Annotated in this window: 26 protein-coding genes; 13 read left to right on the forward strand and 13 right to left on the reverse strand. The window is 51.3% G+C overall.

Annotation, left to right across the window (positions count from 1 at the left end; genetic code table 11):
* Window positions 1–78: 78 nt before the first annotated feature.
* Entirely contained in the window at window positions 79–498 is a 420-nt protein-coding gene (locus tag ACO0LI_RS15445) for a hypothetical protein (RefSeq protein WP_422952979.1), read from the forward strand.
* Between the two features lie 147 nt (window positions 499–645).
* On the forward strand, window positions 646–1,212 hold the full coding sequence (locus ACO0LI_RS15450; RefSeq protein WP_423033446.1) for an NIF family HAD-type phosphatase: 567 nt from the start codon (window positions 646–648) through the stop codon (window positions 1,210–1,212).
* A gap of 110 nt (window positions 1,213–1,322) precedes the next feature.
* Here the strand turns inward: ACO0LI_RS15450 and ACO0LI_RS15455 are convergent, their stop codons facing one another.
* From ACO0LI_RS15455 to ACO0LI_RS15465, 3 genes are all read right to left on the reverse strand, one after another.
* Complete coding sequence (locus ACO0LI_RS15455; protein WP_422952981.1) at window positions 1,323–2,405, reverse strand: calcium:proton antiporter; 1,083 nt, start codon at window positions 2,403–2,405, stop codon at window positions 1,323–1,325.
* Between the two features lie 21 nt (window positions 2,406–2,426).
* Window positions 2,427–2,966 (reverse strand): phosphoglycerate mutase family protein, encoded by a 540-nt coding sequence (locus tag ACO0LI_RS15460; RefSeq protein WP_422952982.1) that lies wholly within the window; start codon window positions 2,964–2,966, stop codon window positions 2,427–2,429.
* A 139-nt stretch (window positions 2,967–3,105) separates the two neighbouring features.
* Window positions 3,106–3,714 (reverse strand): hypothetical protein, encoded by a 609-nt coding sequence (locus ACO0LI_RS15465; protein ID WP_423033448.1) that lies wholly within the window; start codon window positions 3,712–3,714, stop codon window positions 3,106–3,108.
* A 157-nt stretch (window positions 3,715–3,871) separates the two neighbouring features.
* Between ACO0LI_RS15465 and ACO0LI_RS15470 the strand changes: the two genes are divergently transcribed.
* The 5 genes from ACO0LI_RS15470 (at window position 3,872) to ACO0LI_RS15490 (ending at window position 13,421) form a co-directional block, all read left to right on the forward strand.
* Window positions 3,872–5,797, forward strand: a complete 1,926-nt coding sequence (locus tag ACO0LI_RS15470) for an ATP-dependent Clp protease proteolytic subunit (protein ID WP_423033450.1) — start codon at window positions 3,872–3,874, stop codon at window positions 5,795–5,797.
* Between the two features lie 148 nt (window positions 5,798–5,945).
* Window positions 5,946–7,343 carry a class II fumarate hydratase gene (gene fumC, locus ACO0LI_RS15475; protein ID WP_423033452.1) on the forward strand — a complete coding sequence of 466 codons (1,398 nt, stop codon included), beginning with the start codon at window positions 5,946–5,948 and terminating at the stop codon, window positions 7,341–7,343.
* Window positions 7,344–7,524: 181 nt separating this feature from the next.
* Entirely contained in the window at window positions 7,525–7,824 is a 300-nt protein-coding gene (locus ACO0LI_RS15480) for a putative quinol monooxygenase (RefSeq protein ID WP_423033454.1), read from the forward strand.
* 88 nt (window positions 7,825–7,912) lie between these two features.
* A complete protein-coding gene (locus tag ACO0LI_RS15485) occupies window positions 7,913–9,160 on the forward strand; it encodes an alkaline phosphatase family protein (RefSeq protein ID WP_423033456.1) in 1,248 nt (415 codons plus the stop codon).
* A 1,423-nt stretch (window positions 9,161–10,583) separates the two neighbouring features.
* Window positions 10,584–13,421 (forward strand): TonB-dependent receptor plug domain-containing protein, encoded by a 2,838-nt coding sequence (locus ACO0LI_RS15490; protein WP_423033458.1) that lies wholly within the window; start codon window positions 10,584–10,586, stop codon window positions 13,419–13,421.
* A 602-nt stretch (window positions 13,422–14,023) separates the two neighbouring features.
* Here ACO0LI_RS15490 and ACO0LI_RS15495 read toward each other — a convergent pair.
* Window positions 14,024–14,161 carry a hypothetical protein gene (locus tag ACO0LI_RS15495; RefSeq protein ID WP_423033460.1) on the reverse strand — a complete coding sequence of 46 codons (138 nt, stop codon included), beginning with the start codon at window positions 14,159–14,161 and terminating at the stop codon, window positions 14,024–14,026.
* A gap of 93 nt (window positions 14,162–14,254) precedes the next feature.
* Between ACO0LI_RS15495 and ACO0LI_RS15500 the strand changes: the two genes are divergently transcribed.
* Both ACO0LI_RS15500 and ACO0LI_RS15505 read left to right on the forward strand, forming a co-directional pair.
* The gene (locus ACO0LI_RS15500) at window positions 14,255–15,262 is read left to right on the forward strand and encodes a ferritin-like domain-containing protein (RefSeq protein ID WP_423033462.1); all 1,008 of its coding nucleotides are present in this window, start codon (window positions 14,255–14,257) and stop codon (window positions 15,260–15,262) included.
* A 16-nt stretch (window positions 15,263–15,278) separates the two neighbouring features.
* On the forward strand, window positions 15,279–17,189 hold the full coding sequence (locus ACO0LI_RS15505; RefSeq protein ID WP_423033464.1) for a hypothetical protein: 1,911 nt from the start codon (window positions 15,279–15,281) through the stop codon (window positions 17,187–17,189).
* 125 nt (window positions 17,190–17,314) lie between these two features.
* Here ACO0LI_RS15505 and ACO0LI_RS15510 read toward each other — a convergent pair whose 3' ends face one another.
* Both ACO0LI_RS15510 and ACO0LI_RS15515 read right to left on the reverse strand, forming a co-directional pair.
* Window positions 17,315–17,812, reverse strand: a complete 498-nt coding sequence (locus ACO0LI_RS15510) for a DUF3060 domain-containing protein (RefSeq protein ID WP_423033466.1) — start codon at window positions 17,810–17,812, stop codon at window positions 17,315–17,317.
* A gap of 223 nt (window positions 17,813–18,035) precedes the next feature.
* Complete coding sequence (locus ACO0LI_RS15515) at window positions 18,036–18,536, reverse strand: GNAT family N-acetyltransferase (RefSeq protein ID WP_423033468.1); 501 nt, start codon at window positions 18,534–18,536, stop codon at window positions 18,036–18,038.
* Window positions 18,537–18,725: 189 nt separating this feature from the next.
* On the opposite strand from ACO0LI_RS15515, the gene ACO0LI_RS15520 reads away from it, so the two are divergent.
* Together ACO0LI_RS15520 and ACO0LI_RS15525 are read left to right on the forward strand one after the other, a co-directional pair.
* On the forward strand, window positions 18,726–19,649 hold the full coding sequence (locus ACO0LI_RS15520; protein WP_423033646.1) for a LysR family transcriptional regulator: 924 nt from the start codon (window positions 18,726–18,728) through the stop codon (window positions 19,647–19,649).
* A gap of 222 nt (window positions 19,650–19,871) precedes the next feature.
* Window positions 19,872–20,231, forward strand: coding sequence for a hypothetical protein (locus ACO0LI_RS15525; RefSeq protein ID WP_423033470.1), 360 nt, complete (start codon window positions 19,872–19,874; stop codon window positions 20,229–20,231).
* Between the two features lie 219 nt (window positions 20,232–20,450).
* Here the strand turns inward: ACO0LI_RS15525 and ACO0LI_RS15530 are convergent, their stop codons facing one another.
* From ACO0LI_RS15530 to aroQ, 6 genes are all read right to left on the reverse strand, one after another.
* Window positions 20,451–20,789, reverse strand: a complete 339-nt coding sequence (locus ACO0LI_RS15530) for a hypothetical protein (protein WP_423033472.1) — start codon at window positions 20,787–20,789, stop codon at window positions 20,451–20,453.
* A 68-nt stretch (window positions 20,790–20,857) separates the two neighbouring features.
* Window positions 20,858–21,331: a hypothetical protein gene (locus ACO0LI_RS15535; protein WP_423033474.1), complete on the reverse strand. Its 474-nt coding sequence runs from the start codon at window positions 21,329–21,331 to the stop codon at window positions 20,858–20,860.
* A gap of 184 nt (window positions 21,332–21,515) precedes the next feature.
* Entirely contained in the window at window positions 21,516–21,875 is a 360-nt protein-coding gene (locus ACO0LI_RS15540; RefSeq protein WP_423033476.1) for a hypothetical protein, read from the reverse strand.
* A 107-nt stretch (window positions 21,876–21,982) separates the two neighbouring features.
* Window positions 21,983–22,633: a pilus assembly protein PilP gene (locus tag ACO0LI_RS15545; protein ID WP_423033478.1), complete on the reverse strand. Its 651-nt coding sequence runs from the start codon at window positions 22,631–22,633 to the stop codon at window positions 21,983–21,985.
* A gap of 113 nt (window positions 22,634–22,746) precedes the next feature.
* On the reverse strand, window positions 22,747–23,172 hold the full coding sequence (locus tag ACO0LI_RS15550; protein WP_423033480.1) for a hypothetical protein: 426 nt from the start codon (window positions 23,170–23,172) through the stop codon (window positions 22,747–22,749).
* Window positions 23,173–23,226: 54 nt separating this feature from the next.
* A complete protein-coding gene (gene aroQ, locus ACO0LI_RS15555; protein WP_423033482.1) occupies window positions 23,227–23,862 on the reverse strand; it encodes a gamma subclass chorismate mutase AroQ in 636 nt (211 codons plus the stop codon).
* 203 nt (window positions 23,863–24,065) lie between these two features.
* Here aroQ and ACO0LI_RS15560 point away from each other — a divergent pair, with 203 nt between their 5' ends.
* Together ACO0LI_RS15560 and ACO0LI_RS15565 are read left to right on the forward strand one after the other, a co-directional pair.
* Window positions 24,066–24,197, forward strand: a complete 132-nt coding sequence (locus ACO0LI_RS15560; RefSeq protein ID WP_423033484.1) for a hypothetical protein — start codon at window positions 24,066–24,068, stop codon at window positions 24,195–24,197.
* 43 nt (window positions 24,198–24,240) lie between these two features.
* Complete coding sequence (locus tag ACO0LI_RS15565; RefSeq protein WP_423033486.1) at window positions 24,241–25,122, forward strand: hypothetical protein; 882 nt, start codon at window positions 24,241–24,243, stop codon at window positions 25,120–25,122.
* A 275-nt stretch (window positions 25,123–25,397) separates the two neighbouring features.
* On the opposite strand, the gene ACO0LI_RS15570 is transcribed toward ACO0LI_RS15565, so the two are convergent.
* Window positions 25,398–25,874, reverse strand: a complete 477-nt coding sequence (locus ACO0LI_RS15570) for a hypothetical protein (RefSeq protein ID WP_423033488.1) — start codon at window positions 25,872–25,874, stop codon at window positions 25,398–25,400.
* Window positions 25,875–25,924 lie beyond the last annotated feature (50 nt).

A 25,924-nucleotide genomic window follows, 5' to 3' on the forward strand; every position in this document is an offset into this window, starting at 1 on the left:
CCAAGGCATACTGCGAGGCAATAGAAAAAGCTGCTGAACATAGTAAAATTACGTCATACCTCCTTACTGGAAATTTGCATGCCCAAGAAAAACGAACTGACCCTGCTGATGGCAAAAGTTCTTTTAAAACTCACTTCCGAATCCCCGCAAGCCTGGGATCAGTCGTATTGCCGTTTTTTAGCGCAAGATCAAACCCGGCCCGGCTTTGAGTTCGTCATACGCTGGGGCAGAACCATCTACACCTTGCCGGTACAGCCTGAATACACCGATTTGCTGGCACCGCTGATGCAATCACTGTTTGATGAAATGCAGGTCGAGACCACGCACAGACCCATACTCGCCGTGTTGACGGTAGATTCAGCAAAAGCCTATAAACTCAAACTTGAGTACAACAATCCACAGGCGCATGAAATCAGCGTGCAGGCGCTGGGGACGGCTGCTTCGTATTTTGCGAAAGATGAGGTTGATGTGCCGCCGCGGGATCAATTCAGATTTTAAAATGATGCGTCCTGGTTCAAGGCAGTTATATAGGGCGTATTGCAATGCACCTCCCGTTACGGCTACGAATAATCATTTGCTATCATCCCAATAAATCAAGTAATGCTACTATGTCATGGCAACACTTTTTATCAAGCCTGACATTCCATGAACAAGAAATTACTGATACTGGATCTGGACGAAACCCTGATCTTCGCAACGAAGAAACAACTCGCGCATAAAGCTGATTTCTGCTTCTTTTCCTATCACGTTTATCTGCGCCCGCATGTCCGGGAATTTCTTGCGTTTTGTCTTGAGCATTTTGACTGCGCCGTCTGGACATCGGCATCCGAGAGTTACGCCGCTGTCATCGTCAAACATCTGTTTGGTGAAGAGCCGCCATTAAAGTTTGTCTGGGCCAGGCAACGCTGCACGCGTGTGTTCGACCCTGAATACCAGGACTTTGAATGGGTCAAGGATTTGAACAAAGTCAGGCGGCGTGGCTATATGCTGGAGCATGTCATCATGCTGGATGACACACCCAAGAAACTGCGCCGCAATTATGGCAATCTGGTGCGCATGAACATGTTTGAGGGCGACACTCAAGACTATGAACTGAAGCTGGCCATGGCCTATCTGCAGGAATTGAAGCACGCAGAGAATATCCGCGCCATAGAAAAACGCGGATGGCGGACACGGTTTCTGCAAGCTGATGGGAAGGTGATATCAGGATAAATAAGGTCATCATCATCTCCGTAACCTAGGGCGCATTGCAATGCGCCTCCCGTTCCGGCTATGGTTACGACTACGCCTTTAGCATCATCACACCAAATCTCAAGAAGAGCTTACGGCACTATCGTCGTAAACAAATACACGGCAAAGATCACGCAATGAATAGTGCCCTGCATGATGGTGGTTCGTCCCGTCCCCAAAGACAAAGAAGTAATCATCAGCGACAACAGCAGCAACACCGTCGATTTCGCATCGATGCCGAGGTTCAGTGACCAGCCCGTGGTCAGTGAGATGACGGCCACTACAGGGATGGTCAGGCCTATACTGGCGAGAGCGGAACCCAGGGCCAGGTTGATGCTGGTTTGCAGGCGGTTGGCGCGGGCGGCGCGAAAGGCGGCAACACCTTCAGGCAATAGCACGACGATGGCGATGATAATACCCACCAGCGCCTGCGGTGCACCAGCGGCAGCAACCGCATTTTCCAACGTAGGTGCCAGGGCTTTGGCCAGCAACACCACCACGCCCAGGCATAGCATGAGCAGGCCAGCGCTGGCCCAGGCCACGCCATTGCTGGGCGGCTCTGCATGCGCCTCTTCATCACCGCTGGATGCAGCGGGCAGGAAATAGTCGCGATGGCGCACGGTTTGCACCAGTACAAAAGTGCCATACAAAACCAGCGACACGACAGCAATAAAAGCCAGCTGGCTGGCGCTATACACCGGCCCCTGTGCAGTCGAAGTAAAGTTAGGCAAGACCAGGGTCAGTATCGCCAGCGCAGCCAGGGTCGCCAGTGAAGTGCTGGCACCGCGCAGGCTGAAGCTTTGTTCCTTGTGCAGGCTGCCTCCGGCCAGCAGGCACAAGCCGATGATACCGTTCAGGATAATCATGATTGCCGCAAACACGGTGTCGCGTGCCAGGCCAGCCGTGACTTCACCACCGGCCAGCATCAAAGAGACGATCAGCGCCACTTCTATGAGGGTTACGGCCAGGGCCAGCAAGAGCGTGCCAAAAGGTTCGCCAATTTTATGCGCGACTACTTCAGCATGATAGACAGCCGTCAGCACACCACCAAACAGGGCGATGGTCAGCAAGATTGCATATAAGGGTGCGGTGATCAGCATGCCGCCGCCAAGGATGACCCAGGCAGCAAAAGGCATGATGATGGACCAGCGTGGCAAGATGTTGGAGATAGTCATGCTTTTCCCTTTGATAATGATTTACTGGCAGTCTAACCCAGGTTTGCCCGTATCTGCTTCGCCATAACGTGTTTGCACTACATGCATGTTCGGTCCCGCAGGCCGTAAAACCAGCATATGACTGAAACTGCTTTCACAAAATTCTTTCATCGCAGGCGCACCCAGCGCAGTGGCAATTGCGGGTACGGTATTGCCATGCCCCACGACCAGCACGGTGCCGCTGCTGGCACGCACGGCATCAGCCACCTCTTTGATATGTTCGGCCCCACGTTTGGCAGACAGCACCTGCGGCGTGATATTCCTGGCCTGCGCCAGCGGCTGTGCCGTTTCGCGGGTGCGCTTGAATTGGGTAGTGAAGATGCTGCTGACACCTGCATGCTGCAAAGCCAGCACCAGTGCCTGCGCACGCGCCTGCCCTGCTGCTGACAGGCTGGGGTCAGCAGGATTTTCTACTGCCTTTTCTGCATGGCGCACGAGGATGATGAGTTCAGGCTCGGCACTGGACATCATGGGGAATAACATCGTACAGAAAAAAGAAAAAGCGATCAGGGATTTTTGCATATAGGTTTCATGAATAAAAGAGGCTCTTCGTCTGCGTCAGTACAGCCATGGGGATTTTACTATGCTGTCATGTTCCGCCAGCGAACAGTACAATAAGCAACAGAATAAGCAACAGAATAAGCAGCACAATGCATAGAGTTCATTGCTCAACATATTGAGCAACATGTTGAGCCACCATCCCCATCACCGCTGCCACAGTCTGCTCTACGTTCGCCGCATCATCACCCAGCATTGCCCATAAGTCTGCAGGCACAATTGCTGGCTTGCTGATCTGGACATACGCATCACGGGCGCAAGCGCCTGATCTTGCAATGGGGATGACGAGTGCGCCGTTGCTCAGGGCGATCTGCACTTCATCTGCCGTCGCTGGCCCGCCTTCGATGACGATATACACAGGTGCCATGCGCGCCAGCACGGCGCGGCGTTCCTGCATGTCCTTGCCTGCATGCAGGGTCTGGCCATAATCCCAGGCAGGCATGCCTTGCGGCAGGATGTGGAATACCTGAGGCTGCATTTGCAATTGCAGGCGGCGCTGGTAAAAACTGCGGCCACAGGCCTCGCCTATACCACTGACGCCACCAGTTAATAACACCAGACCGGGGACAGATGCCAGAGCCTGCCCCAGTAATTGACAAGTCTGTTCACTGTCGGTATGCCAGAAGGCCGTGCTGCCTATGATGGCAATACGCGGGCCAAGTGGCAATGTGTGGAGCAGGGTTTGCAGGTTTTGATCTGTTTCGGTTTGCATAAATTTCTTGTCAGCGTTTATTCGGCATGAGCATAAAGCTGTATTAGAACACCTCACTGCGCCCCTTGTCCACGCTGCACAAATACATGCGCCTTGCCATCTGCCAGTCTGATATGCGATGCTCTCGCTTTATTCTGCCTGCCTCTTCGTAACACCCATGATCAAGTTCACGCGCTTTGCCAATTTGTCCCTGATGATATTGCTGGTTCTGATCTCACTGCTTGAGGCAATGGGCAAATTACCTCAGAGACTGGCGGCACTATTTGTCTCCTGGCCCGGATTGCTGGTGCTGGTAGTCATTTCCCTGATCCCCTGGTACGCTCTCCAGGATACGGCTAAACCGCGCTATCTGCGCTTTGCCAGAGGCTTCGCGGCCATCAACCTGATGCTTGCCATCATTTTCTGTACCCGCATAATAATGAGCCCTGAGCTCCTCAAAAACCAGAAAATAATGACGGGTATGTTGCTCATAGCGCTGCCCGCGCTTTTGAATTTCCTGGCATTGAATCAAAAGCAAAAACAATTCCAACTAGCTGCTGGCGTCCTACCGAAACAGCCTGCCAGGCTAGCGACCTGGGGTGCATATATGATGGCTCACTGGCGTGGCCAGTTGCCGCTAGCGCAATCATTCTGGGTCAATGGCCTTGGCATAGGTAATCTGCTGGCGGCATTGATGGTGACAGGCTTATCGAGATTGCTGGAAGTGACGGATGCCAGTTTGCGCATGCTGTCGGCGATCAGCATAGTGGGTTTCGTGATTTTTGGGATGTTATGGCTGTGGGCCGTCACTGGCATCATACGCTCTGCCGGTAAACATGCTGCACGCGGCGGTTCAGGATGGGTCGCAGGCTTGACGATGCTGATGGTTTTTTTCAGTGTGCTTGCCATGCTGTTCAGCGCCCAGTCGTATTATTTGCCGCAAATGAAAGAGTATGCCTTGCTGGCAACCGGGCATGACAGCATGAAAGCCGTAGAAATCAGCAGCCAGCCAAATGGCCATGTGCTGAACCTGCGCGGTACTCTGGGCGAAGGCAGTATGGCACGCTTTGCCGCTGCCCTGGAAAAAACACCGCAGTTGAAGACAATTTCGCTGAACTCCCCCGGCGGACGATTGCGCGAGGCCAAACAGATGGCAGCCTTGCTCAAATCGCGCCAACTCAATACCTATGTCGAAGGCGAATGCAGCAGCGCCTGTACTTATGTGTTTTTGGCAGGCAAAGACAGAGCTGCGACACCAAATGCACATATAGGATTTCACCAGCCCAGTTTCCCCGGCATAGGCAGCACTGAGCTGGCGATCGCTGCTTCTGGTATGGAAAAATACTACAGGGCAGCCAATTTGCCGGAAGATTTTATACGAAGAGTCTTGCAGATTCAGCCTGAGGGCATGTGGTACCCAAACCGCGAAGAATTGCTCAAAGCGAATGTCGTTAACCGCGTTTCACTTGGTAATGAAGGCCATACCATGTTTGACCTGGAGTCACGTGAAGAAGTCTTCGCCAGCCTTAATAACAGCGGCATCTGGCGTTATTACGAAAAACGCTCACCAGGAAAGATAGACGAAGTGACAGATCTGATCTGGAACATGAAACTGCAGGGTAAAAGCCGGCCGGAAATACAGGATGCAGTAAAAATGGCTACCAAAGAAGTCTATCTGCGCGCACAAAAAACTGCGCCCGATGATTTGCTAGATGAACACGCACAATTACTCACAGAAATGCTCGAAGCCGCCCGGAAAATCAGCCCACAAGCCTGTGGTCAGTTGATCAAGGGTACGCTGAACACACATCGCACCATGCCGGAAGAGCTGGTCAAGCGTGATACAGCCCTGATGGAAAAAATACTGGCGAGCAGCCCGCGCAGCGTCAGTCATTACATGGGGTCAAAAGAATTTTCCAGGAGCGCCAGCAAACTGCAGGAGCGCCTGAGCCCACTGCAGCGGCAAGTCACTGCCAATCTGGCTGCCTATGACGACCAGCCCATGTTCCAGTGCGATGCCATCCTCAGCATGTACCGGAACATCCTGCGCATGCAGGATACTGACCGGCATATCATCCTGAGCGCACTGATGCAGGCGAAGTAAAGGCGATTTCCGACATATCCCCGACATAACTGCCGGGGCAGATGTTGTGGCCGATGTTGTAGCAGTTGTCAGAGCAGACATCTGGCTTCAGCGCTACAATGTCGGCAGCCATCGCCAAATCTTAGAACTCATTCAGGAGCAGGTGTAAATGAAAACCGATACTACTGTCGCGCAAAGAACAGAGCGCGATACCTTTGGCGAAATCGCCGTCCCCGCTGCCGCCTTGTGGGGCGCGCAAACCCAGCGCTCGCTGCATCACTTTGCCATCTCTACAGAAACCATGCCACCAGAACTGGTGCTGGCACTGGCGCGTGTCAAACGCAGCAGTGCGCAAGTGAATAGCGACCTCGGCCTGCTCGACGGCAAAGTGGCTGGCGCGATTGCCCAGGCCGTGGAAGAGGTGCTGGCAGGCACGCATGCAGCAGAATTCCCGCTGTCGGTATGGCAGACTGGCTCCGGCACGCAAAGCAATATGAACATGAATGAAGTGCTGGCCAACCGTGCTTCTGAATTTTTGGGTGGCACGCGCGGCATGAGCCGGGTCGTGCATCCGAATGACCATGTCAACATGGGCCAGTCATCGAATGATGTCTTCCCTACGGCCATGCACGTGGCGGCCAGTATTGCCGTCATCAACCAGGTATTGCCATCACTGGCCAAATTGCGTGCCACGCTTGACGCCAAGGCCAAAGAATTTGCCGACATCATCAAGATAGGCCGCACCCATTTGCAGGATGCCACACCACTGACGCTGGGCCAGGAGATATCTGGCTGGGTCGCACAACTTGATTATGCAGAGCGCGCCATACGCCACACCCTGCCCGCCCTGCAAGAACTGGCCATCGGTGGTACGGCAGTTGGCACTGGTCTTAACACCCATGCAGATTTTGGCAAGCTGGTTGCTGCCAGTCTGACTCTCGATACCGGCATTGCCTTTGACGCTGCACCCAACCGCTTTGCCGCACTGGCCGGGCATGATGCCATGGTCAGCAGCCATGGTGCACTCAAGACCCTGGCTACCGCACTGATGAAGATTGCCAACGACATACGCTGGCTGGCATCCGGCCCGCGCTCTGGCCTTGGTGAATTACAGATACCAGAAAACGAACCGGGTTCATCCATCATGCCGGGCAAGGTCAACCCCACCCAGTGCGAAGCAGTGACCATGTTGTGCTGCCAGGTCATGGGCAATGACGTAGCACTGAGCATAGGTGGTGCCTCCGGCAATTTTGAATTGAATGTTTTCAAGCCGCTCATCGTCCACAACTTCCTGCAAAGCTGCCGCCTGCTCGCCGACGGCATGGCCAGCCTGGAAGAACACTGCGCCCGTGGCATGCAGGCCAACCGCACACGTATCAAAGAATTGCTCGACAATTCCCTGATGCTGGTGACCGCACTCAACCCTTACATAGGTTATGACCGCGCCGCTGCCATTGCCAAGCATGCCCACGCCAAAGGCACGACACTGCGCGAAGCGGCACTGGCTTTGGGTTATGTGACAGCAGAAGAATTTGATGGCTGGGTCAGACCTGAGGATATGGTGTAATCACTGTTTTAAGTATTGTTTTTGATGACCATGCATCGGACTTAAAATCCGATGCGTAATTTTGTAGGGTGCGCCGTGCGCACCGCATTGATTTTCGCATGCCCTAATTTTTGCACACACGACGGTGCGCACGGCGCACCCTACTATCCCCGCCCAACACGAAACACAGAACGGAACCCGCATGTCCGAACAACTCAAACTCGTCATCCTGATACAGACCAAACCAGGCCAGGCTGCCGAACAGATCGCCACCTTCACCAGACTCGCGCCGCTGGTGCGTGCCGAAGCAGGTTGCCTGCAATATGAAATGCATACCGTTGCTGGCGATGAAAACAAATTCGTCCTCATAGAAACCTGGACATCCCAGGCAGCGCTGGATGCACATGACGCCATGCCTTATATGATAGAGGCCGATGCCAATAGCCCCAGCTTTCGCGCCGGGCCAGCGACTGTGCTGTTTTTAGGACCTGTCATCGCGTAGTAAGACACTGATCTTAGAATGCATGCTGCCGCCGCGGGCACGATACCTTGTGCCTGGCCCCTAGCTATTGTTTATACCAAGAGTCACCATGATGAAACCATCTTACAAAAAAATCCTGAGCTACGGCTTGCTGAGTCTGACCATCGCTGGTTGCTCTTCCACACCACGGCAATCTGTCAGCAACGCTGACGACAACTACCATCCCGTCATCCTGGTATCGATAGATGGCTTCAAGCCTGACTACCTGACGCGCGGTGTGACTCCGACGCTGAACGCGCTGGCAGCAGATGGTGTGCGTACCGAGGCCATGCGCCCTTCTTTTCCATCGATCACCTTCCCGAATCACTACACCCTCGTAACAGGCCTGCGCCCTGACCATCACGGCATCGTCGGCAACACCATGGAAGACAGCAAGATACCCGGAGTACGCTTCAAGCTCAGCAATAAAGAAGCCGTGCTCGACAGGCGCTGGTGGGACGGGGCTGAACCAGTCTGGGTCACCGCAGAAAAGAACAAGGTAAAAACCGGCATCATGTTCTGGCCCGGCTCTGAGGCCGCCATACAAGGCGTGCGCCCCAGTGAATACCGTCCTTTTGATGACAAGCTGCCTCCTGCCACACGGGTCGATACCATGCTGAGTTGGCTCGACAAACCTGTGGCAGACCGCCCAGGATTTTTGACCGTGTATTTCGACCAGGTCGATCACGCAGGCCATGATTTTGGCCCAGATACCAAAGAAGTGACGGATGCCGCCGCAGGTGTAGATGCAGCGATTGACCATTTGATGAAAGGCCTGCGCGCCCGCAACATCAAGGCGAATGTCGTCATCGTCTCTGACCATGGCATGGCAGCCACCAGCCCTGAACGCACCATACTGCTGGACCAGATTGCTGACCCGGCCAGCTATGAAGTCGTCAATTATGGCAGCTATGCAGGCGTCAATCCCAAACCCGGGCAGGAAGAAGCAGTGGCAAAAGCATTGCTGAAAAAGCATGAACACATGCAGTGCTGGAAAAAAGAAGACATACCAGAACGCTTTCACTTCGGCCAAAACGCCCGCGTGCAACGCTTTGTCTGTTCAGCCGATGTAGGCTGGCTGGTCGTGCCAGATGCCAAAGCTGCCACCAAGGCCAACAAGGGTTCCCATGGCTACGACAACCTGAGCAAGGAAATGCAGGCCCTGTTCATTGCAAACGGCCCGGCCTTCAAGAAGGCGACAGTCTTGCCACCGTTTGACAATGTCAATGTGTATCCGCTGCTGATGAAGCTCATCAAGCTGCCTGCACTGGCGTCCGACGGAAACATCGATGCGACCAAAGCAGCCTTGACGGATTGAAAATATCGCCTCTGGTATCCATGCTAAAAATTACTAAATGAGGACTTATGCAAAATTGGCCTTGACAGTTCTTTTGTCGGCCATGCATGTATAGCAATGAGCACAATAAGTGCAAGCCATCCTATGCACCCCAAACCGTCATTCCCGCATGCTTTTAGCGGGAATCCATCGTTGATCAACCGCACAGGCTTAAGACAGGTGTGGCCGATCAGACATGGATACCCGCCTGCGCGCACTGCTGTCCGGAATAGTGTGCTTAAAAAAATAATGAGCAGATTCCCTCCCTTTCAAGGGGAGGGTCAGGGTGGGGATGGAGTTCGGTCGATAGGCAGTAAATGATTTTGCTACAGAAACCCATCCCCATCCCAACCTTCCCCTTGAAGGGGAAGGAGTTTCAGGCATGACTGCTGGCAGAAAATATTCAATTACAAAATCAAGTCTCCGACACAGAAAAAAGTGCCAAGACGTCGGCTATATATTGATTTCAGAACAAGTCAATATAATTATTCCGGACAGCAGTGCGCCTGCGCGGGTATGACGAATTGAGAAGTACGCTGAGCTGCAAGCTTTGGGGTAGTTTTGCGTAAGTCCAATCAATGAAACTGAACCCCGCCAATGCACTCTTGCTGATTTAGACCAGCAACTTCAGCACGGAGTCGAGAGAATTCATGTGGAAATACAAGCGCTTCACAAGAGGCCAGATATTTCTCGAAAACTTTCTCGCTTTTACTCGAAATCAATTTCAAAAGCTTCAGGCTTTCTTTCGATAGCACTTTACATCTCCCTCCTTTCAAAAAAAACCGTTGCTAATTTCCGTCATTGTTGTTTCGTAAACAAACTAAACTGAAAAGCACAAATAAGCTCTGATTGACTGAATTTTCCAGACAAAGTTAGGATGAGTTATCGCCAGGGCTTGCCTTTCATGATCCTGTTTAGTGAATTTTATCATTAATTATTTATATTATTTACATCATTAATTTTTACATAAATATGCCTGGACTTGATTGGAGCAAAGGGCTTCTCACTTGGCACTGTATCGAGTGTATGCAAAAGGCAGTTTGACACGACGGAAACAACGCACGCAATGGTATTTGATACTGCTCAAGGCATTGCTGATGCGCTTAAAAAATTGAAATACGGTCGAATACGGGCACTCGCCATATTCAAAGCCTGAAGCTCGCTTGCAAGGACGATCAGGTGCTGCGCTTGCCCGCCGCGCCGGCCTGGTGACGCGAACGACAGACAACACAAATTTGAAGCAGCCGGGCACGGCAATGGTTGGCACAAGGGTGTGCGCCGCCGTTAATCCGACCTCGTCAAAAAATCACGCATCAAGGAATTGGTCTGGCCATCGTTGCCGAGCGATGGCTGACCTGCATAGGGAGTAAACACGGAGACTCGAATAAACAAAAAAGGAATTGATATGACGAACAAATTGAAGGTATTACCCCAGGCAATTGCAACACTCGTCGCAGCCGGAGCATTTTCCGCTTCGTTCACCGGCGTCGCATTTGCACAAGAAGCTGAACCCAAGGCAAGCCCTGTAAATCGCGTCGAGATCACCGGCTCTTACATCCGCCGCGCTGACGCTGAAACCCCGAGTCCGGTGCAAGTGATTAATGCAGCGGATCTAAAAAATTCCGGTTACACCTCAGTATCCGAGGTATTGCAGCATATAACAGCGAACGGGGCGGGAACGCTGAGCCAGACATTTTCGGGCGGGTTTGCGGCTGGCGGCAGCGGCATTTCGCTGCGCGGTTTGAACAACAACGCTACTCTGGTACTGATCGACGGTCACCGTATGGCGGGCTACCCGCTGGCCGATGATGGCTCGCGCTCGTTTGTCGATATTTCGAATATTCCTTTTGATGCTGTGGAGAGAATTGAAATCCTCAAGGATGGTGCCTCAGCGGTGTATGGCTCCGACGCCATGGCTGGCGTGGTCAATGTCATTCTGAAAAAGAATCTGGTCGGCACTACGCTGTCAGCCGAGACAGGCACTACCAGCCAGGGAGGCGGCAGCACAACTCATGCAACGTTTAGCCATGGCATCGGCAAACTGGACCAGGACGGTTTTAATTCCTATATCAGCGTGGAATATCGCAAGCAGGACCCAATTTACTATACGCAGCGACGTGACGCAGGACTGTGGCAGGCCCTGGATATGTCAGCCTATGGCGGCGCGAACAAGGCGCTGGGTGTCGTGACCCCGCAATCAACGGCACCCACGGTGCTGTCGCCTTATCTGTTGAATCCAAACGTGAAGCGGGTAGCTGGCGCTGACAACAGTGCTGCTTTCGCCTTCTTCCCCGGTACGGTTTGTGGCAGCTATTCCCAACTGGCATCCGGTGGGTGCGCCTATGATGATCCGTTTAAACAACTACAACCGAAGACGGAAAACATCAATATCCTGGGCAGTTATACCAAAAATCTGGGCCAGGACTGGAAGGTCAATATCAAGGCCTCCCTGTTCGAAAGCAAGGCTACCTTGCCACAGGGTTTCAGCAACTTCCCGTCGTCCTATGCCACTCAATTGGAAATGGTGTCCGGCGTGGCACCTCATTATGTCGCTGGCACAGCCATTCCTTCCATCCGCGTGCCCGCCGACTATCCGGGAAATCCGTTTGGCGTTCCTGCCATTGTGCGCGGCCCCATCCCGGGTGCGCCGGCACGTAACATCACCACCGATTCCAAGGCTTACCGCCTGGTGGCAGATCTTAGCGGTACCTTTGGTGCGTGGGACATCGACGCGTCGCTCGGCTATACCCGCAACAACCTGAACCGGGTAAGTACAGGTAATGTGAATGTGCCGGCGATGAATGCTGCCTTGAATCGCAGCAGCAATCCATATTCGGTGATGGGAACAAATAGCGCAGCCGATATGGCAAGCATCTTCAGGACAGTTTCCTCCTTCGACACCTCAGAGCTCACCTTTGGCGAGCTGCGTGCCGCGCGTGCGCTGACAAAACTTGACGGTGGCGATCTGATGGTAAGTATGGGCCTGCAGTCTTTCCATACCAAGTTGTCGGCACCTTCGATGCCACAAGCAGATGGGTTGACCAACGGCGCGTATGCCTTTGGTTCTGAGACGGCTACGTCTACCTATGCGGAATTTATCGCGCCGGTATTGAAGGGCCTGGAAATCGACGGCGCCGTCCGTTTTGATCATTATGGCCTGGCTGGCAATTCGAGTACGCCCAAGCTGGCGTTCAAATGGACGCCAAGCAACGCTTTTGCGCTGCGCGGCACAGTGGCTAAAGGATTCCGGGCGCCAGGTCCGGCCGAGAACGGTAATTCGGCAAGCAGCGGCGGCGTCGGTAATGCGAATGATCCTGTGCTGTGCCCAGGCGGCTATCTGGCCAATGGCATGTATCCTAAAGGCACTGTCGTCGCCTCTTGCAACGAGTCGCTGATCGGTTTGACGACGACCAATCCGGCGTTGAAACCAGAGAAATCGACATCGGCCACCCTGGGCGTGATACTGGAACCAATCAAAGGCTGGAGCACGGCGATCGATCTTTACCAGATCACCGTCAAGGATCAGATTATTGGTGGCCCGCTTTCTGGCACACCAGTGCGCAACTCCCCTGAACTCAGCGACTGCGCTGACGGTAATGGCGGCACCACTTCGTGTACGCCCCCTGTTGGCCGGATCGCCTACTATCCAGCTACCCCGGTCAATGCCAACAGCACGCGCACCCGCGGTATCGAATTCGACACCCGCTACACATTCAAGCTGGGGGAATATGGCAGCCTGAAGGCCGAGTTTCAATATACGCACGCCTTCAGCTATGCCATGACTATCGACGGCAAGACCTACGAACTGGCAGGTACCCACGGGCCGGCCGGTATTGGTGCTGATACCGCCAATCCAAAAGACCGGGCGCAGGTGGACCTGACATGGAATATGGGCCAACTGGAGGTCGCTACCAGCCTGCACTGGATATCTGGCTACGACCTGACTGATCCTACCCTGGGACAGACCACATGTAGTGAGGGTGGCAAAATGAATGGTGTATTCCCAGAAGGAAACACACCTGCACGTTTCTGCCGGGTATCACCCTTCCTGGAAACTGATTTGTCGCTTAACTATAAGATGAGCAAACAATGGACCTTGCATGCATCGGTCTCTAATTTGTTCAATCAGGCCCCACCTGTTGACGTCAGCACCTACGGCAGTGGGCGTCCATACAATCTGTCCTTGCACTCGGCAGGCGCGGTTGGCCGTTTCATCAATATTGGGGCGATTTACAAGTTCTGATTTGATCAACACTTTGCATGTTGAAGTGGTGTAGAAGCTAGCGGGTGTCCCGGATGATCGTGACACCCCTTGGTTTTAGCTCGTGCTGACCATCTTGCTGCCCAGCGCAATGCGATTCCACGCGGGCCTCATGCGAGCGTCGTACACGGCAAATTTATTTCTCCCGGAAATCCGATCGCCTCATACTGCTCAAAATGCTCTTTACTTAAGTACATCCTGTTTTTTGCGACGTGCTGCATGTATGCCTGATGCCCGACACTGATGTTTATAGCGGGGATTTGGCAGCCTCATGCGGCGGATTACAATCCGCCCTACGTCACAGCTTTGTTTTAAAAACATCCCCACTGCGGCAACTCCCTACCCCACCGGCACAGACCAGACCGGCAAATCTGTCTCATTAATGCAAATTTGACAAAACACCTTACCTTTGACTATTATCATATAGTAAATTCAAATTATTAATTTATTTGACTTCTGTAGCCGCCGCAATCAGGGGGATGCTTCCTTTCAACAACATGGTGCTGTGGGCTGATTCTGTGAAAGCCTGCCGCCATGTCCCGCCTTACTGTATGCCGGTTGCATGTGGCAAAGGCCAGCCTTGATCACTCTGGCCTTGTTTTGATCATGTTTGCGCATTGCCTGTGGCCTGCCTCATCTGTATCGCCTGTATTGTCTGCCGTAGGAAAAACCGGGGATTGCCAGCGGGCAGTTTCACCCGTCGTTTGTGTTTGTTTGTCCATGTTTGTCTACACCAAATCACTTCTTGCCGAGGAGAACAGCAATATGAATACGCAATTGACGCTTGCCTGCCACCATGCCTGCAGGGGGCAAGCATGATATTACTCAAACTTTCGCCCATCACCAGCGTGGCGCAGGCGCAGGCCATGCTGGAGACTGCCATCAATGTAGAATTTGGCACACTGCCGCCCTACCTGTATGCGCAACTGACGATACTGCCGGGCAGCAATGCACCTGCTGCTGCGCGCCTGCGCTCCATCACACACCAGGAGATGATCCATCTGTGCCTGGCGGCGAATATCCTCAATGCCCTCGGTGGCAGCCCTAAGCTGCAGCCGCCCACATACCCAGGCCCATTGCCCGGTGACATAGGTCACGACGGCAAGGTGCTGACCCTGCACATACTGGCGTTTGGCAAGCCCGCGATGCAGCAAGGCATGAATATAGAAATGCCGGTTGATCCTATCGAATTCCCGCAACTGAAGCTATTGGCTGCTCCTGCGGTCAAGGCAGTCACCATAGGCCAGTTTTATGATGCGCTGGATGCGTATCTCAAAACCCTGCCCGCCACTGCCTGGCAGGCCAACCGCAACCAGATCGATGACAAGCAGTTTTTTGCAGGCCAGCTGTTTGCTGTGAATAACTATGCAGATGCTCACAGGGCGATACAGGTTATCGTCTCTGAAGGTGAAGGTGCCAGTACCAGCCCGCTGGACTTTAGCAACGAACTCGCGCACTTTTACCGCTTTGAAGAAATCTACCGCAACCAGGTGCTGACAGCCAGTGATTCGCCACAGGGGTTTTCCTGGGGTGGGCCGCTGGGTGTGGATTATGCCAAGGTCTTTCCGGCGATTGCTGATCCACAACTGCATGATTTTTCCAAAGAACCGGCGGCAGCGAGAGCAGCGCAGGATACCTGCACCAAGGCCTATAGCGCCATGGTCGATGCACTGAACCTGGCTCTGAATGGTGATGCGGCACAACTCGGCATTGCGGTGCGCAAGATGTTTGATTTGCGCATGGCTGCGATTGAAGCCTTGCATACGCCCCTGAACGACAAGCACAAAGTCGCCGGGCCGGCCTTCGTCTACAAAAAAATCTGAATCGGGAGAGAACAGCATGAGTATCCTGCAAACGCCGCGCATCCATTTCAAGGGACAAATTTCCTGGGACCCCATCGTCACCAATAACTACCCACGTTTTTATAACGAGAACACTTCCCAGAGCGTCATGACACCGACCGAGACCATGCAACAGTTTCGCCAGAGCGCGATTGAATCGGTCAAGACCGGTGCTGGTGGCGGTAACTGGAACCCGCATGGCACCCACCGTGTGCAATTCTTTAATACCGAAGTCTCCAGTGTCGATCTGGGCAAGGGGCCGGTCACCACAGACAAACTGGTTGGTGCCCCCGCCAAGCTCAGCGCCATGCTGATCGACCTGGAACCCTATGGTGCCTGCACTTCGCAATTATTCTTTGACGGCATCAGCTTTGGCATAGATGGCGGCTGCCGTGTTGCCGCGCCATGCAACCAGCGCTTTACGGCACGCTATATCAACTTTCAGCGCAATGCCGAAGGCATCATCGCTGGTATAGCCTCGGTCAACTGGCAGACATCCTTTTCCAAGCACGGCCTGCAGATTGATGTACACAAGAGTGATGCGCTAGCCGCCCTGCACCATGCACTGCAAGACAGTGATGCACAAGGCATCGTCGTCAGCTTCAATGCCTATTGCACCGTCTATTTTGATGATGCGGACCTGGCTACCGCAGGCGCAGCAGCCACGACGGCACAATTCCAGCAACTGCGTGACAAGCTAGGCAAAGGCGGCTTCCAGCCCAACCCTGCACGCAGCCAGGTGGTCGGTACCATAGGCATCTGGCGCAAGGACGAACCCATGCACGAACCAGGTGACCGCGCCCTGTTGCCAGTCGATAATGACAAGGCCTTTGTCGCTGCTGCCCATGCACGCCAGGGCAAGGGCATCATGACGGTGGATTTGTCGAACAGCGTCAGCGAAACCGGCATGGACCTGGCCAAGCAAGACCTGGGTACATTGCAGCTCTATTTGACTGGCAAGGCTGACGCCATCGCCAGCATCAACTACGACAAGTATGACCGCAAGGCCTATGAGGCAGGCGCAGGCATCGTCACCTTTGACATCAGCAAGGTCAATCCTGTAGATATAGAAAAAGGCCAGCTTGAACTGCACAGCTCCAAATATGGCATGCTGTTGCAAGAGAGCGTCTTGCGCCTGATACCACACACACCCAACCTGTATCTGGATCAAGGCCCTGCTGGCAATGTCAAGTTCACGCTGTATTCGCGCGGCAAGCCGCTGCATCAAGTCAGCGATGTTACCTTGTTCCAGCTGTCGGCCAGCGGCGGCCAGGTGACGGGTACACAAAACCTCAAGACCGATGCGCAAGGGGTGTTAAACATCACAGCCAGCGCCACCAAGGGCACGGTCTATGCCTACCTGCCGGTCCCTGCAAAAAGCGCCCCGCCGCCAACCCAGGGCCTCGATACCCAGAGCAATACCTATGCCTATGTACGCGTGCGCCAGGCAGACAGCAATATCGCAGCCATGGCCCCGACCTGGGACAATGTGTATAAATACGTGCTCATCAACTGGAATGCCATGGCCCCCTGCATGGACAACTGGCTGGACCTGGCCAATCCGGCCCAGGTGCATCAATATGCGAGCATCCTGCACCGTTTAACCGCACCAGCCGCATTTGAAAGCTATCTGTTCATGCCGGTAACACGCGACATGACAGCCGGGCAGCGCAGCCTGTTGTACAAGTTCCTCGACAAGCCACTGACTGCCCTGACCGCCGCCGAGCAGGCCGATCTTGCGGAGAAAGCACCTGCCATGGCACTCAAGGCAGTGCAGGTAGCCGCTGCACCCACTGCACAAGCAACACAAGCAGCACAAGCAGCACACGCAGCAGCCGATGCCGAAGAAACCGCCCTGCCTCACTTCACGCAACTCAGCCGCTCATTACGCAATCCAAATAATGAGTAATCCAAACAATGAGTAAAGCGATGGGGATATTGATTGGCAAATAAAAAGGGTGTGGATATCTGTTTGATTATCCACACCCTTTTCAAGTCAACGGCTTATCTGTTTATTATATGTTTACCGCCTGTTTACTGCCTGCTGATCTGGTTATCGTTACCCGAACTCTGCACCTGCGGCTTAGCCCCATTCAGTCCCTGCGCCCACTTGACCTGATTATCGTTACCCACCACCTGCACCTTGCCCAGTTGTTCTATCGTGATCTGGTTTTCATTACCCTTCACACTGACCTGAGGGCAAACTCCGCTGAGGCTGATCTGGTTGCCATTGCCCTGTATGCTCACAGGCTGGCCATTGCATTGCGTAGATTTGCTCATGTCATTGCCCATGATGCGCCCACCATCGGCGCGTCCAGCCTGCTTGCCAGCGCCATTGCCGTTGCCGTTGCCGTTGCCATTACCTTGCACGGCATTCACGCTCACACCGGGCATCTGCACATTTGCCTTGCCCCCATTGTCCTGCGCCTTGACGCTGATGCCCGGCATATTGACCGACACATCGCCTGCATGGACAACACATGTGCTGCCTGCCAATAATAAAACTGCCAATATATGTTTTTGGATAGTCATCATACTGCCTTTATTTATCTCAACGATTGATCATGCTGTCTGTCTCTCCCTTGAAAAACCGGTACCAGCAGACAGGTGGCCTGTGAGTGATATAAAACACTGTATTTAAAACACTATATTTGCATTTTGCTCACTCTGGCAAGTAGGATGCTAACATAATGCCAACACCACCCTCGAAAAGTGCAAGGACAGGCAAGGACAAACGTAGATGATCCTAGCAAAATCAGGCTGTAGCGAGCTTCTTGTCACCAGCCGCAAAGGCCTGCAAACCGTCACCAGCAAGGCGATAACGCACCCATTCATCCTGCGGCTGCGCACCTATCGATAAATAAAACTGTATCGCCGGTTCATTCCAGTCCAGCACACTCCATTCAAGACGGCCACAGCCACTCTCAACCGCCACCTGGGCCAGATGCCGCAGCAAGGCCTTGCCCGCGCCACTGCCACGCTGGCCGGGTGAAATATACAAGTCTTCCAGATACATGCCCTTGCGTCCCAGCCAGGTCGAATAGCTGAGAAAATAAACCGCATAGCCAACCGGCACACCATCCATGCTACATATCAGGCCACGCGCCGGGCTGTCAGCCGCAAACAGGCTTTGCCTGACATCATCGACACTGGCAATGACTTCATGCTCGGCTCTCTCATAAATCGCCAGCTCGGTGATATAGGCATGGATCAGGGCGGCATCTTCGGGCTGGGCTGGGCGTATTTCTATATTCATGAATATCTCATTCTGTATCCCTCGTCTCAATGATCGGGGGAGAAGTTTAGGGTGGAACAGGCTTAGCTCAATGAGCGTAGCAGCAAAGTAACAGCAAAAATTGAAGGACATCTACCTCGCATTTGCCACATCCTAACAAGCCAGCCTACAATGCGGCAAGTGCAATTACTTCAGACTATCATGCAGAACATGCATCTTGACCTGCGCAAGCTCGACCTCAATCTCTTGCTGGTATTTAATGCCCTGTACCAGCAACGCTCGGTCACATCTGCCGCACATGAGCTGGCACTGAGCCCCTCTGCCGTGAGTCATGCACTGGCCAGGCTGCGCACCGCCCTCGGCGATGAGTTATTCGTGCGGCTTGACAACCAGATGCAACCAACCTTGCGCGCCGACCAGATCGCTGAGCCCATCAGCTCGGCGCTGGCGCAATTGTCTGCGGGGCTCAGTCTCAGACTACGCTTTGACCCTGCCACCAGCCAGCGCAATTTTGTCATCTCCGCCAGCGACTACACTGCCTTTGCGATACTGCCGCGCCTCATCAGCAAAATGCAACAGGTCGCACCTAATATTACCCTGCGCATCATCAACACCAGCCAGAAAATCGCGATCGCAGAACTGGCCGCAGGCCATATCGACTTCGCCCTTGGCTATGATGAAGAACGCACTCCATTACCTACAGGTCTGGAAGAATTTGACTGGTTGCAAGATGACTACGTCGCCATCGCCCGCCAACACCACCCGCATATCAAACGCAAACTCACATTAAAAACCTATCTGCAGGCTCGCCATGCCGTCGTCACGCCGTGGAATGAAAGCCGCGGCGTCATCGACTATGTACTCGACGGCATGGCCCTGCAAAGACAGGTCACCGTCCAGCTACCCAATGTCCTTGTCGCCCCCTTCATCATCGCCAGCAGCGACCTCATCATGACCCTGCCCCGCCATGCCGCCAATACCCTGGCACAAGCCGCAGGCATCGCCATCTACCCCGCCCCATTTGCGATACCGCCCTATACTTTGAAAGTCTATAGCCACAGCAAATATGCACGCAGCGATGCGCATTTGTGGTTAAGGGGGCTGATGATGGAAGTGGCAGAGAGTACCGGGTAGTGGTAATTTATTTCTTTACCGTGCTCACTCGGGACTGTATGAAAAAAACAAGCTTAAAGCGCAGCCGTAACGTAGGGCGCATTGCAATGCGCCGTAGACGGCCTCAAGTTTCTCGGGGGAATATTTTCCACCACGTATAAAACACGCAGAGTATTTTCTTGTTTAAGATGTATTCTATTTCTCACAATAATACCCAGCTACATAGCAAGAAAATTTCAAGTCATGAAAATAATTTCATCTTCAAAATTACCCAAGCGTGATTATTGTCGCGCTGCTGAATGCAGATTCGATTTCGATCAGATCGCTAAAAAACTCCGGGCAATACCAATTCAAGGAAATTTTCATGATGGATTACCGATTCCCAATCAATATACAGGTATTTGCATTGAGTTGTCTTCAGGAAGATATGCAAACTTGCTGCAAACAGAGATGCGAAAATCCGTTATCGAAATCGGTTTAGAGATTCTTGATGATGAATTTTTTTATGAAGAAGACTTGCTGGAAATTATTGCTGAGCTCGAAATAGAAGAAGACTATGTAAAGAGAATTCAGGGAGATTTCACATGGATACCGCGATCCTGAACAGTGTACCGGCAGCTAGTCCGCACATCATCATGGAAATTGCACTACACTAATTTCACATCTGCCGAACGCCTTTAATCAGCGCCTTAACGTAGGGCGCATTGCAATGCGCCGCATGTTGCCTCAATTTTTCAGAAAAACATTTCTTCCATGCGTTAGGCAAGCAGATATGAAAAAGAATTGGGAACTTGCCTGGTGCAGTTGAAATAGCGGAACCCGTCAATTCACCGTAGGTATTCTGAATGGAAACACGCCAGAAAAATAATACACCATCAGCGAGCAGGCTATCGACATAATCAAAGAAAAGAAGACGAATTTTTTAAGTGCATCTACTTTATTTGATTTCAAAAGTAGATAGACAACAAAAATCTGCAGCGGAGTAAAGATCAGGAAGAGCATCAGAAATACCATCGCATTCTGCGTTTTCTGATAAAACTCAGAACCCACTGCCATACCATTCAATATAACTGATGAACTTTCCAGGTTAAAGGAAACGAAGACCAGGAAACAAAATATCAAAAAGAGAAATACCCCTAAAGCTTTGATAAATTTTTTCATTGCATCCTTTTCAGTTGTCTCATGTTTTCCGGAAAGATATTTTTGAGTGTAGGGTCTGGCCCAGCTACTTACCGCTCCCGATAAAACCAGCCACTGGTAACAAGCTTATCTCTATAGACCTTCTCCGCATCAAATGGCTGCCTTATATCAATACCAATGATTGCGTCAATGTACTCGGCCGGGGGAAGATAATGATGCACTTCCATGTAATGCAGGATAAGGACAGGAGACGCGAAAATAATGTCTTCGTATGGTATCCACAATTCAGCATCCCGGATTAACTCACCGCCAGAATTGCAGATTTTGACTGGTCCGCAGACTTCGCAGAATGGAAAGCCTCTACCAGGTTCCACCGTTGGCTGAAAAATTTCATCCTGTCTGGCGACATCTTTGAGTTTTCTTAGAAGGGAGCTTCGCAACTCTCCTTTCTGAAAATCAGATTTCAAGTTTAACCATCCAACATTATTCACGCCAACAAATGTGTAGGGACTGATTAAATGCGAATAATCAGTAAAATCTTCATAAGCAAATAACTCTTGCATCGATATTGCCCTGGAATAGATGGATGGGAATATATGACTTGAAATAAACTCTCGATATTTGGTTCATCAGCTACTAGCGAAGTAACATAGCGTACGTGGCAATGCGCCGCATGTCGGTCAGAAGCCACAGTGAGAAATAAGAGACTATCACGTCTTACATATCATCTTACTGGCACTGACAAGCTCAGCTTGCTTCAGAGGGACTTTTTCTCTGCCAGATCACGGTTTTTTCAAGACCGAAATATATGGTCTCTACCGTTGCCGGAATAACGATCTCAGACGAAAAACTGCCAGATGAATTTGCATGCGCTGGTGCCAAATGCACATAAACATGCAATGCTTTTCCCTCTGGTATTGTTCTTACTTCTTGCACGGCTAATGCACTATGAAATGCAAGACCAGATATTGTAATTGAAGATGACTTCGCAGTTAAGTGCTCAGCAACTTCGAAGGCTTGCACGTCTCGCGATTCTAATATCATCTTATCCCGTCCGGCGCACGCTGACAGGAAAAGCAGCATCATCACTATGGCTAATTTCTTCACGGCATCCTCACAAATTAAATTATTTCCATGCGTGTTCAGATCTTCTTGAGACTATACACACTCAATGTCAGCCTGCATCAAGCCGATCTGGTCACGCAACATCACAACTACCGCGATAAATGCAATTCCATTTGTTTTGGCTTGTATTCACCTCTAGCATCAAGCACCCACTCTTCTATCAACAGATGGTCACTCTTTATTTCGCGGACATTTCCAAAATTTCTCGCAATAAGATCATTCTTTCTGACTATGCGAGCGATGCCTGATTCATCGACAATTATTGCTTGTCGCTTGCGAGAATCGACTGAAATCAGTTTCAGATTTTCGATGTCGCCTACAAATCGAAGGCTTTTCAATAATGTTACCAACTCCCTGTTATCTGCTTCAGACAATCCAGAGATGGCAAAAATAATTAATCCAAAGTTAGCTTCGTCTTTAGGATCTTTGATTGAAATTTTTCGTTTTATTTTTTGATGATGCCGCTCTGACGAAATACACTTCAGGTCATCCAATCTGGTCATCACAGACATGTCAGAAATTTCACAATCAAGCTGGTGATATGACACACGTAATCCATAATCAAAAGTAATGAGCTGTGATCCCTTGCTCAAGCTAAATGCCTGACTATCGGGCGATGTGTTTTTTTGTACGTGCCAGCCAGGTGGTACATCCAAAAATAACGGCGGATACCAAACAGGCTTTCCATAGACAGAAATCTGCAGAACAAGCAACATGCAAAATAAAAAAGCTCTATTCATGGAAAAATTTTCTCAATTTTATCGACCAGGAAAATTTATAGCGTCTTACCATCACTTGTTTTCCATCCACAGGAATAAGAGAACCAGCGGCACAAGCGATCTCCCCGCGAAGACTACTTACGAAAAGCCCCATAGGCATCCAGTTGAAAAGAAATCTCCAAATCAGACATCCTGCGCAATGTTTTCCAGTCCATTACCATGCCCGCAGTTCCCTCAAAAAACCATCCTATAAAAAAATGCATCTCACCGCCTGACGAGGTCATCTCAGCGATCTGCTTTCTTTTCAACTCCAGCAGATCAAGCGTATCATCGATGGCAGCTTCCAAAGAAACATCTTCATTAAACTCAAAACTGCAAGTACAAAAGGAGTCTTTATACACTCCGCCCAATAGCCTGCCGTCTGGAGTCTGTCTCACTTCCCCGGCCAAATTGCATTTCCATGGTATCAGCTCTATCAAATCGCAAAATGCCTGTAAATCCATTTCTGGATGCGTCATCCTTAAAGATAGTGCAAATTCCCTTTGCTTCTTTGTCGTCATTACATTCATTCCGCTGTTTTGTTATTGAGTCCGGCTTTTACCTGCATGCGTAGCTTACCTGTCAGCCAAACCTCCAAGCGCATGCTCCCACGCAGCCGCATAGCCAGGCACAGTTTGCAATACACCTGCACTCACATCGCTATCTGCCGCTGCCAGCTTCACTGCCTGCTGGCGATCTTTAGTCTGCAAGGCCGGTTGCGCTTCGGCCAGCGCGGTCAATAGCTGTGGCGTCAGTTTGTCGAGTGCCGGTCGGATTGTGGTCTTCAGATCAGGCGGATTGTCAAACGGGGCCTGCGCTTTGCTCACCCATTCTGCAAACAAGGCCGTCTGTATCATCTTGCCCGCCACTATCTGTGCACTAAAAAAGTCCTGTACCTGTCTGGGCGCCAGACCATATTGAGGTGCCTGCTGCGCCAGTGCATCCAGTATCTGTTGTTCACGCACGGGGTCGTCAATCGCTGCTTTGGCGTTCCACTTGTACATGGCGACATCCTGCGCGAGATTCAGGCGTTGCTGCATGAGCCCCATCAAACGCACGAGACGCGGGTCGCTGGCATTCTGGGCCTGGGCAGGATGTGGCAGCGACAGTGCAGCACATACCAGGGCCACATAGGCCACATAAAGCAGCCATGGCAAAAATGCTTTTTGCGCAGTGCGCTGTGCTAAAGTGGAAAAAGAATGATCTGTCATCAGTAACCGCCAGCCTGTTTGTGAAATCGATAAATGACATTGTAATGTCCTGGCTTAGAGCACGCATCAAAAAAGCCAGCAGTCCAGGATAATGGAGTACGCTCATGACAGTAAAAATCGCATACATAGAAGAAGCCCCCTTCTAATGGACACGCGAAGACGGCAGTGTAACTGGTGCAGACATAGAGCTGGCAGAGACAGCTTTGCACGCCATCGGTGTCACCGACATAGAATATGAACTGAAGCCTTTCGCAGAGCTTATTCCTGGCCTGCAGGCTGGTTTATGGGAGATGAATGTCCCGCTCTTTGTGACTCTGGGCTCAGATGCAGACTAGAATCGCATGAAAAAGCATGGGCTGGTGTGAAAAGTGAGCGCTGTTGCAAGCATATTTTTTGTATTGGCGAGGCCCCCAAGGTAAAATTGCAGCAAAAAATCTCCCGACACAATCAGAAATGCCTCAATTAAACCTACAAAATCCTCTGCTCTTGCCGTGCAAACTTGCTGGACTATTGATTTGCTCTTCAAGCTATGCAGCAGCACTTGAATTCTGTGACGCCGACGATGCGAGGGGGCTTGCCAAATGGGGCCAACCTCAAATGGTCATAGAAAAAATAAAGGATGAAACTCTTTGGGTATATTCCGATCAGGTGCTGACGTTTAAAAACCATCGTCTGATCAAGCGGGTAAATTCCAAAGGACAGGAATTGATCACAGCACCGTGTCAGGAAAATAGTGTAGCAGATCGCAGCCCTGCATCTGCATCTGCGTCTACTTTTGCGCGAGCTCCTGTTACTGCTCCTGTGCCTCTGCCCTTACCTGCTCCTAAGGCAGTAATTGTTTCTGCTCCTGCATCTGTGCCTGAAACCAAGTTGCAGCAGCAAACGGACAAAGAATGGGAAGCGGATCGCATTTTATATAAACGTGCCGTAGAAATTTTTGTCAATACCAGGACTGACGAGTTAGTAGCTGCGATCAAGATAGTCCATGAAGTTATAGACACTGGATATAGTCAAAAATCAATTTATCAGCAGGCAATTGACTTGTACGAAAAAAAGCAGCAGGATTACCATAAACTCTCAGCAATGAAAGCAACTGGTGGCTACGTCGACGTAAAATTGAAAGATTTCATTGCAGCCTGGGACGATGCATTAATCCTCACCGCCCCAAAATCCTTACGTAGCTTAAATGGTAATGCACTGCACTTTGCTATGGCTACAGTCAAAAAAGAAGCAAAACTTGTGCTGTCAGAAGTGAAATGAATGACGCAACAGTTGTCATCAGAAATTTGCATGCATGCGCGCCCTAAGACATCTTTTAATACCTGGCCCTACTTGTATTGCAAAGCCTCATATCACGGTACGTTCACTAAAAAATTTGGACATCCATTTTTTTCACAAACAGATTCAGGGATGATCATATTTTTTCCAGTTTACTTCAGTATTTTTGAAAATTGATTCCCCAGGTGAGTCCCATTGGTGCACCAGCCTGTCCCATTACAAAAAAATCCTGGCTGCTTACAGTTTAGCCCGCCAGACTAGCTGTGAGCTGTATTGATAGCTCCGTCCTGCCTGCTCGAGCAAGCACCTTGTAAGGCCTGGCGAGTTCGATGAAGTTTGCGAATCTTTTTTTGCGATGACAATATCAAAAAAATCAGTGACAGGAAAATGATCGTGTGTAACCAGTCAGGAAATCTCCAAAAGAGTAAAGTGAATATCAGCACTGCGCAGCGCAAGATGCTGCCCTTGTGGTAATCAATACTGTCAATGCTGATCTCGCCAGTGCCATGATTAGCCCACCCCAGTACATTGTTCCAGTCATTTGGCATATCAAGAAACACACTTACTATTGCACCCTGCTGTATATCTGGTCGTCCAGGAACAGTAATCGGATGTTTTTTGATGATTCCTGTATCAGTGTCTGCTTCAACACCGAATACGGTTATCTCTTTGCCAGCTTGCACTTCGCGCCTGATATCCCAAACACGGTTTAAGCGCATGGTAAACAAAGGCATGATCTGGCTTTCTGTGAAAAAATTAATGGTGATACCCAGGCATGTAGTGC

It is taken from the genome of Undibacterium sp. Tian12W, assembly GCF_049339405.1.
GTDB lineage: Bacteria > Pseudomonadota > Gammaproteobacteria > Burkholderiales > Burkholderiaceae_D > Undibacterium.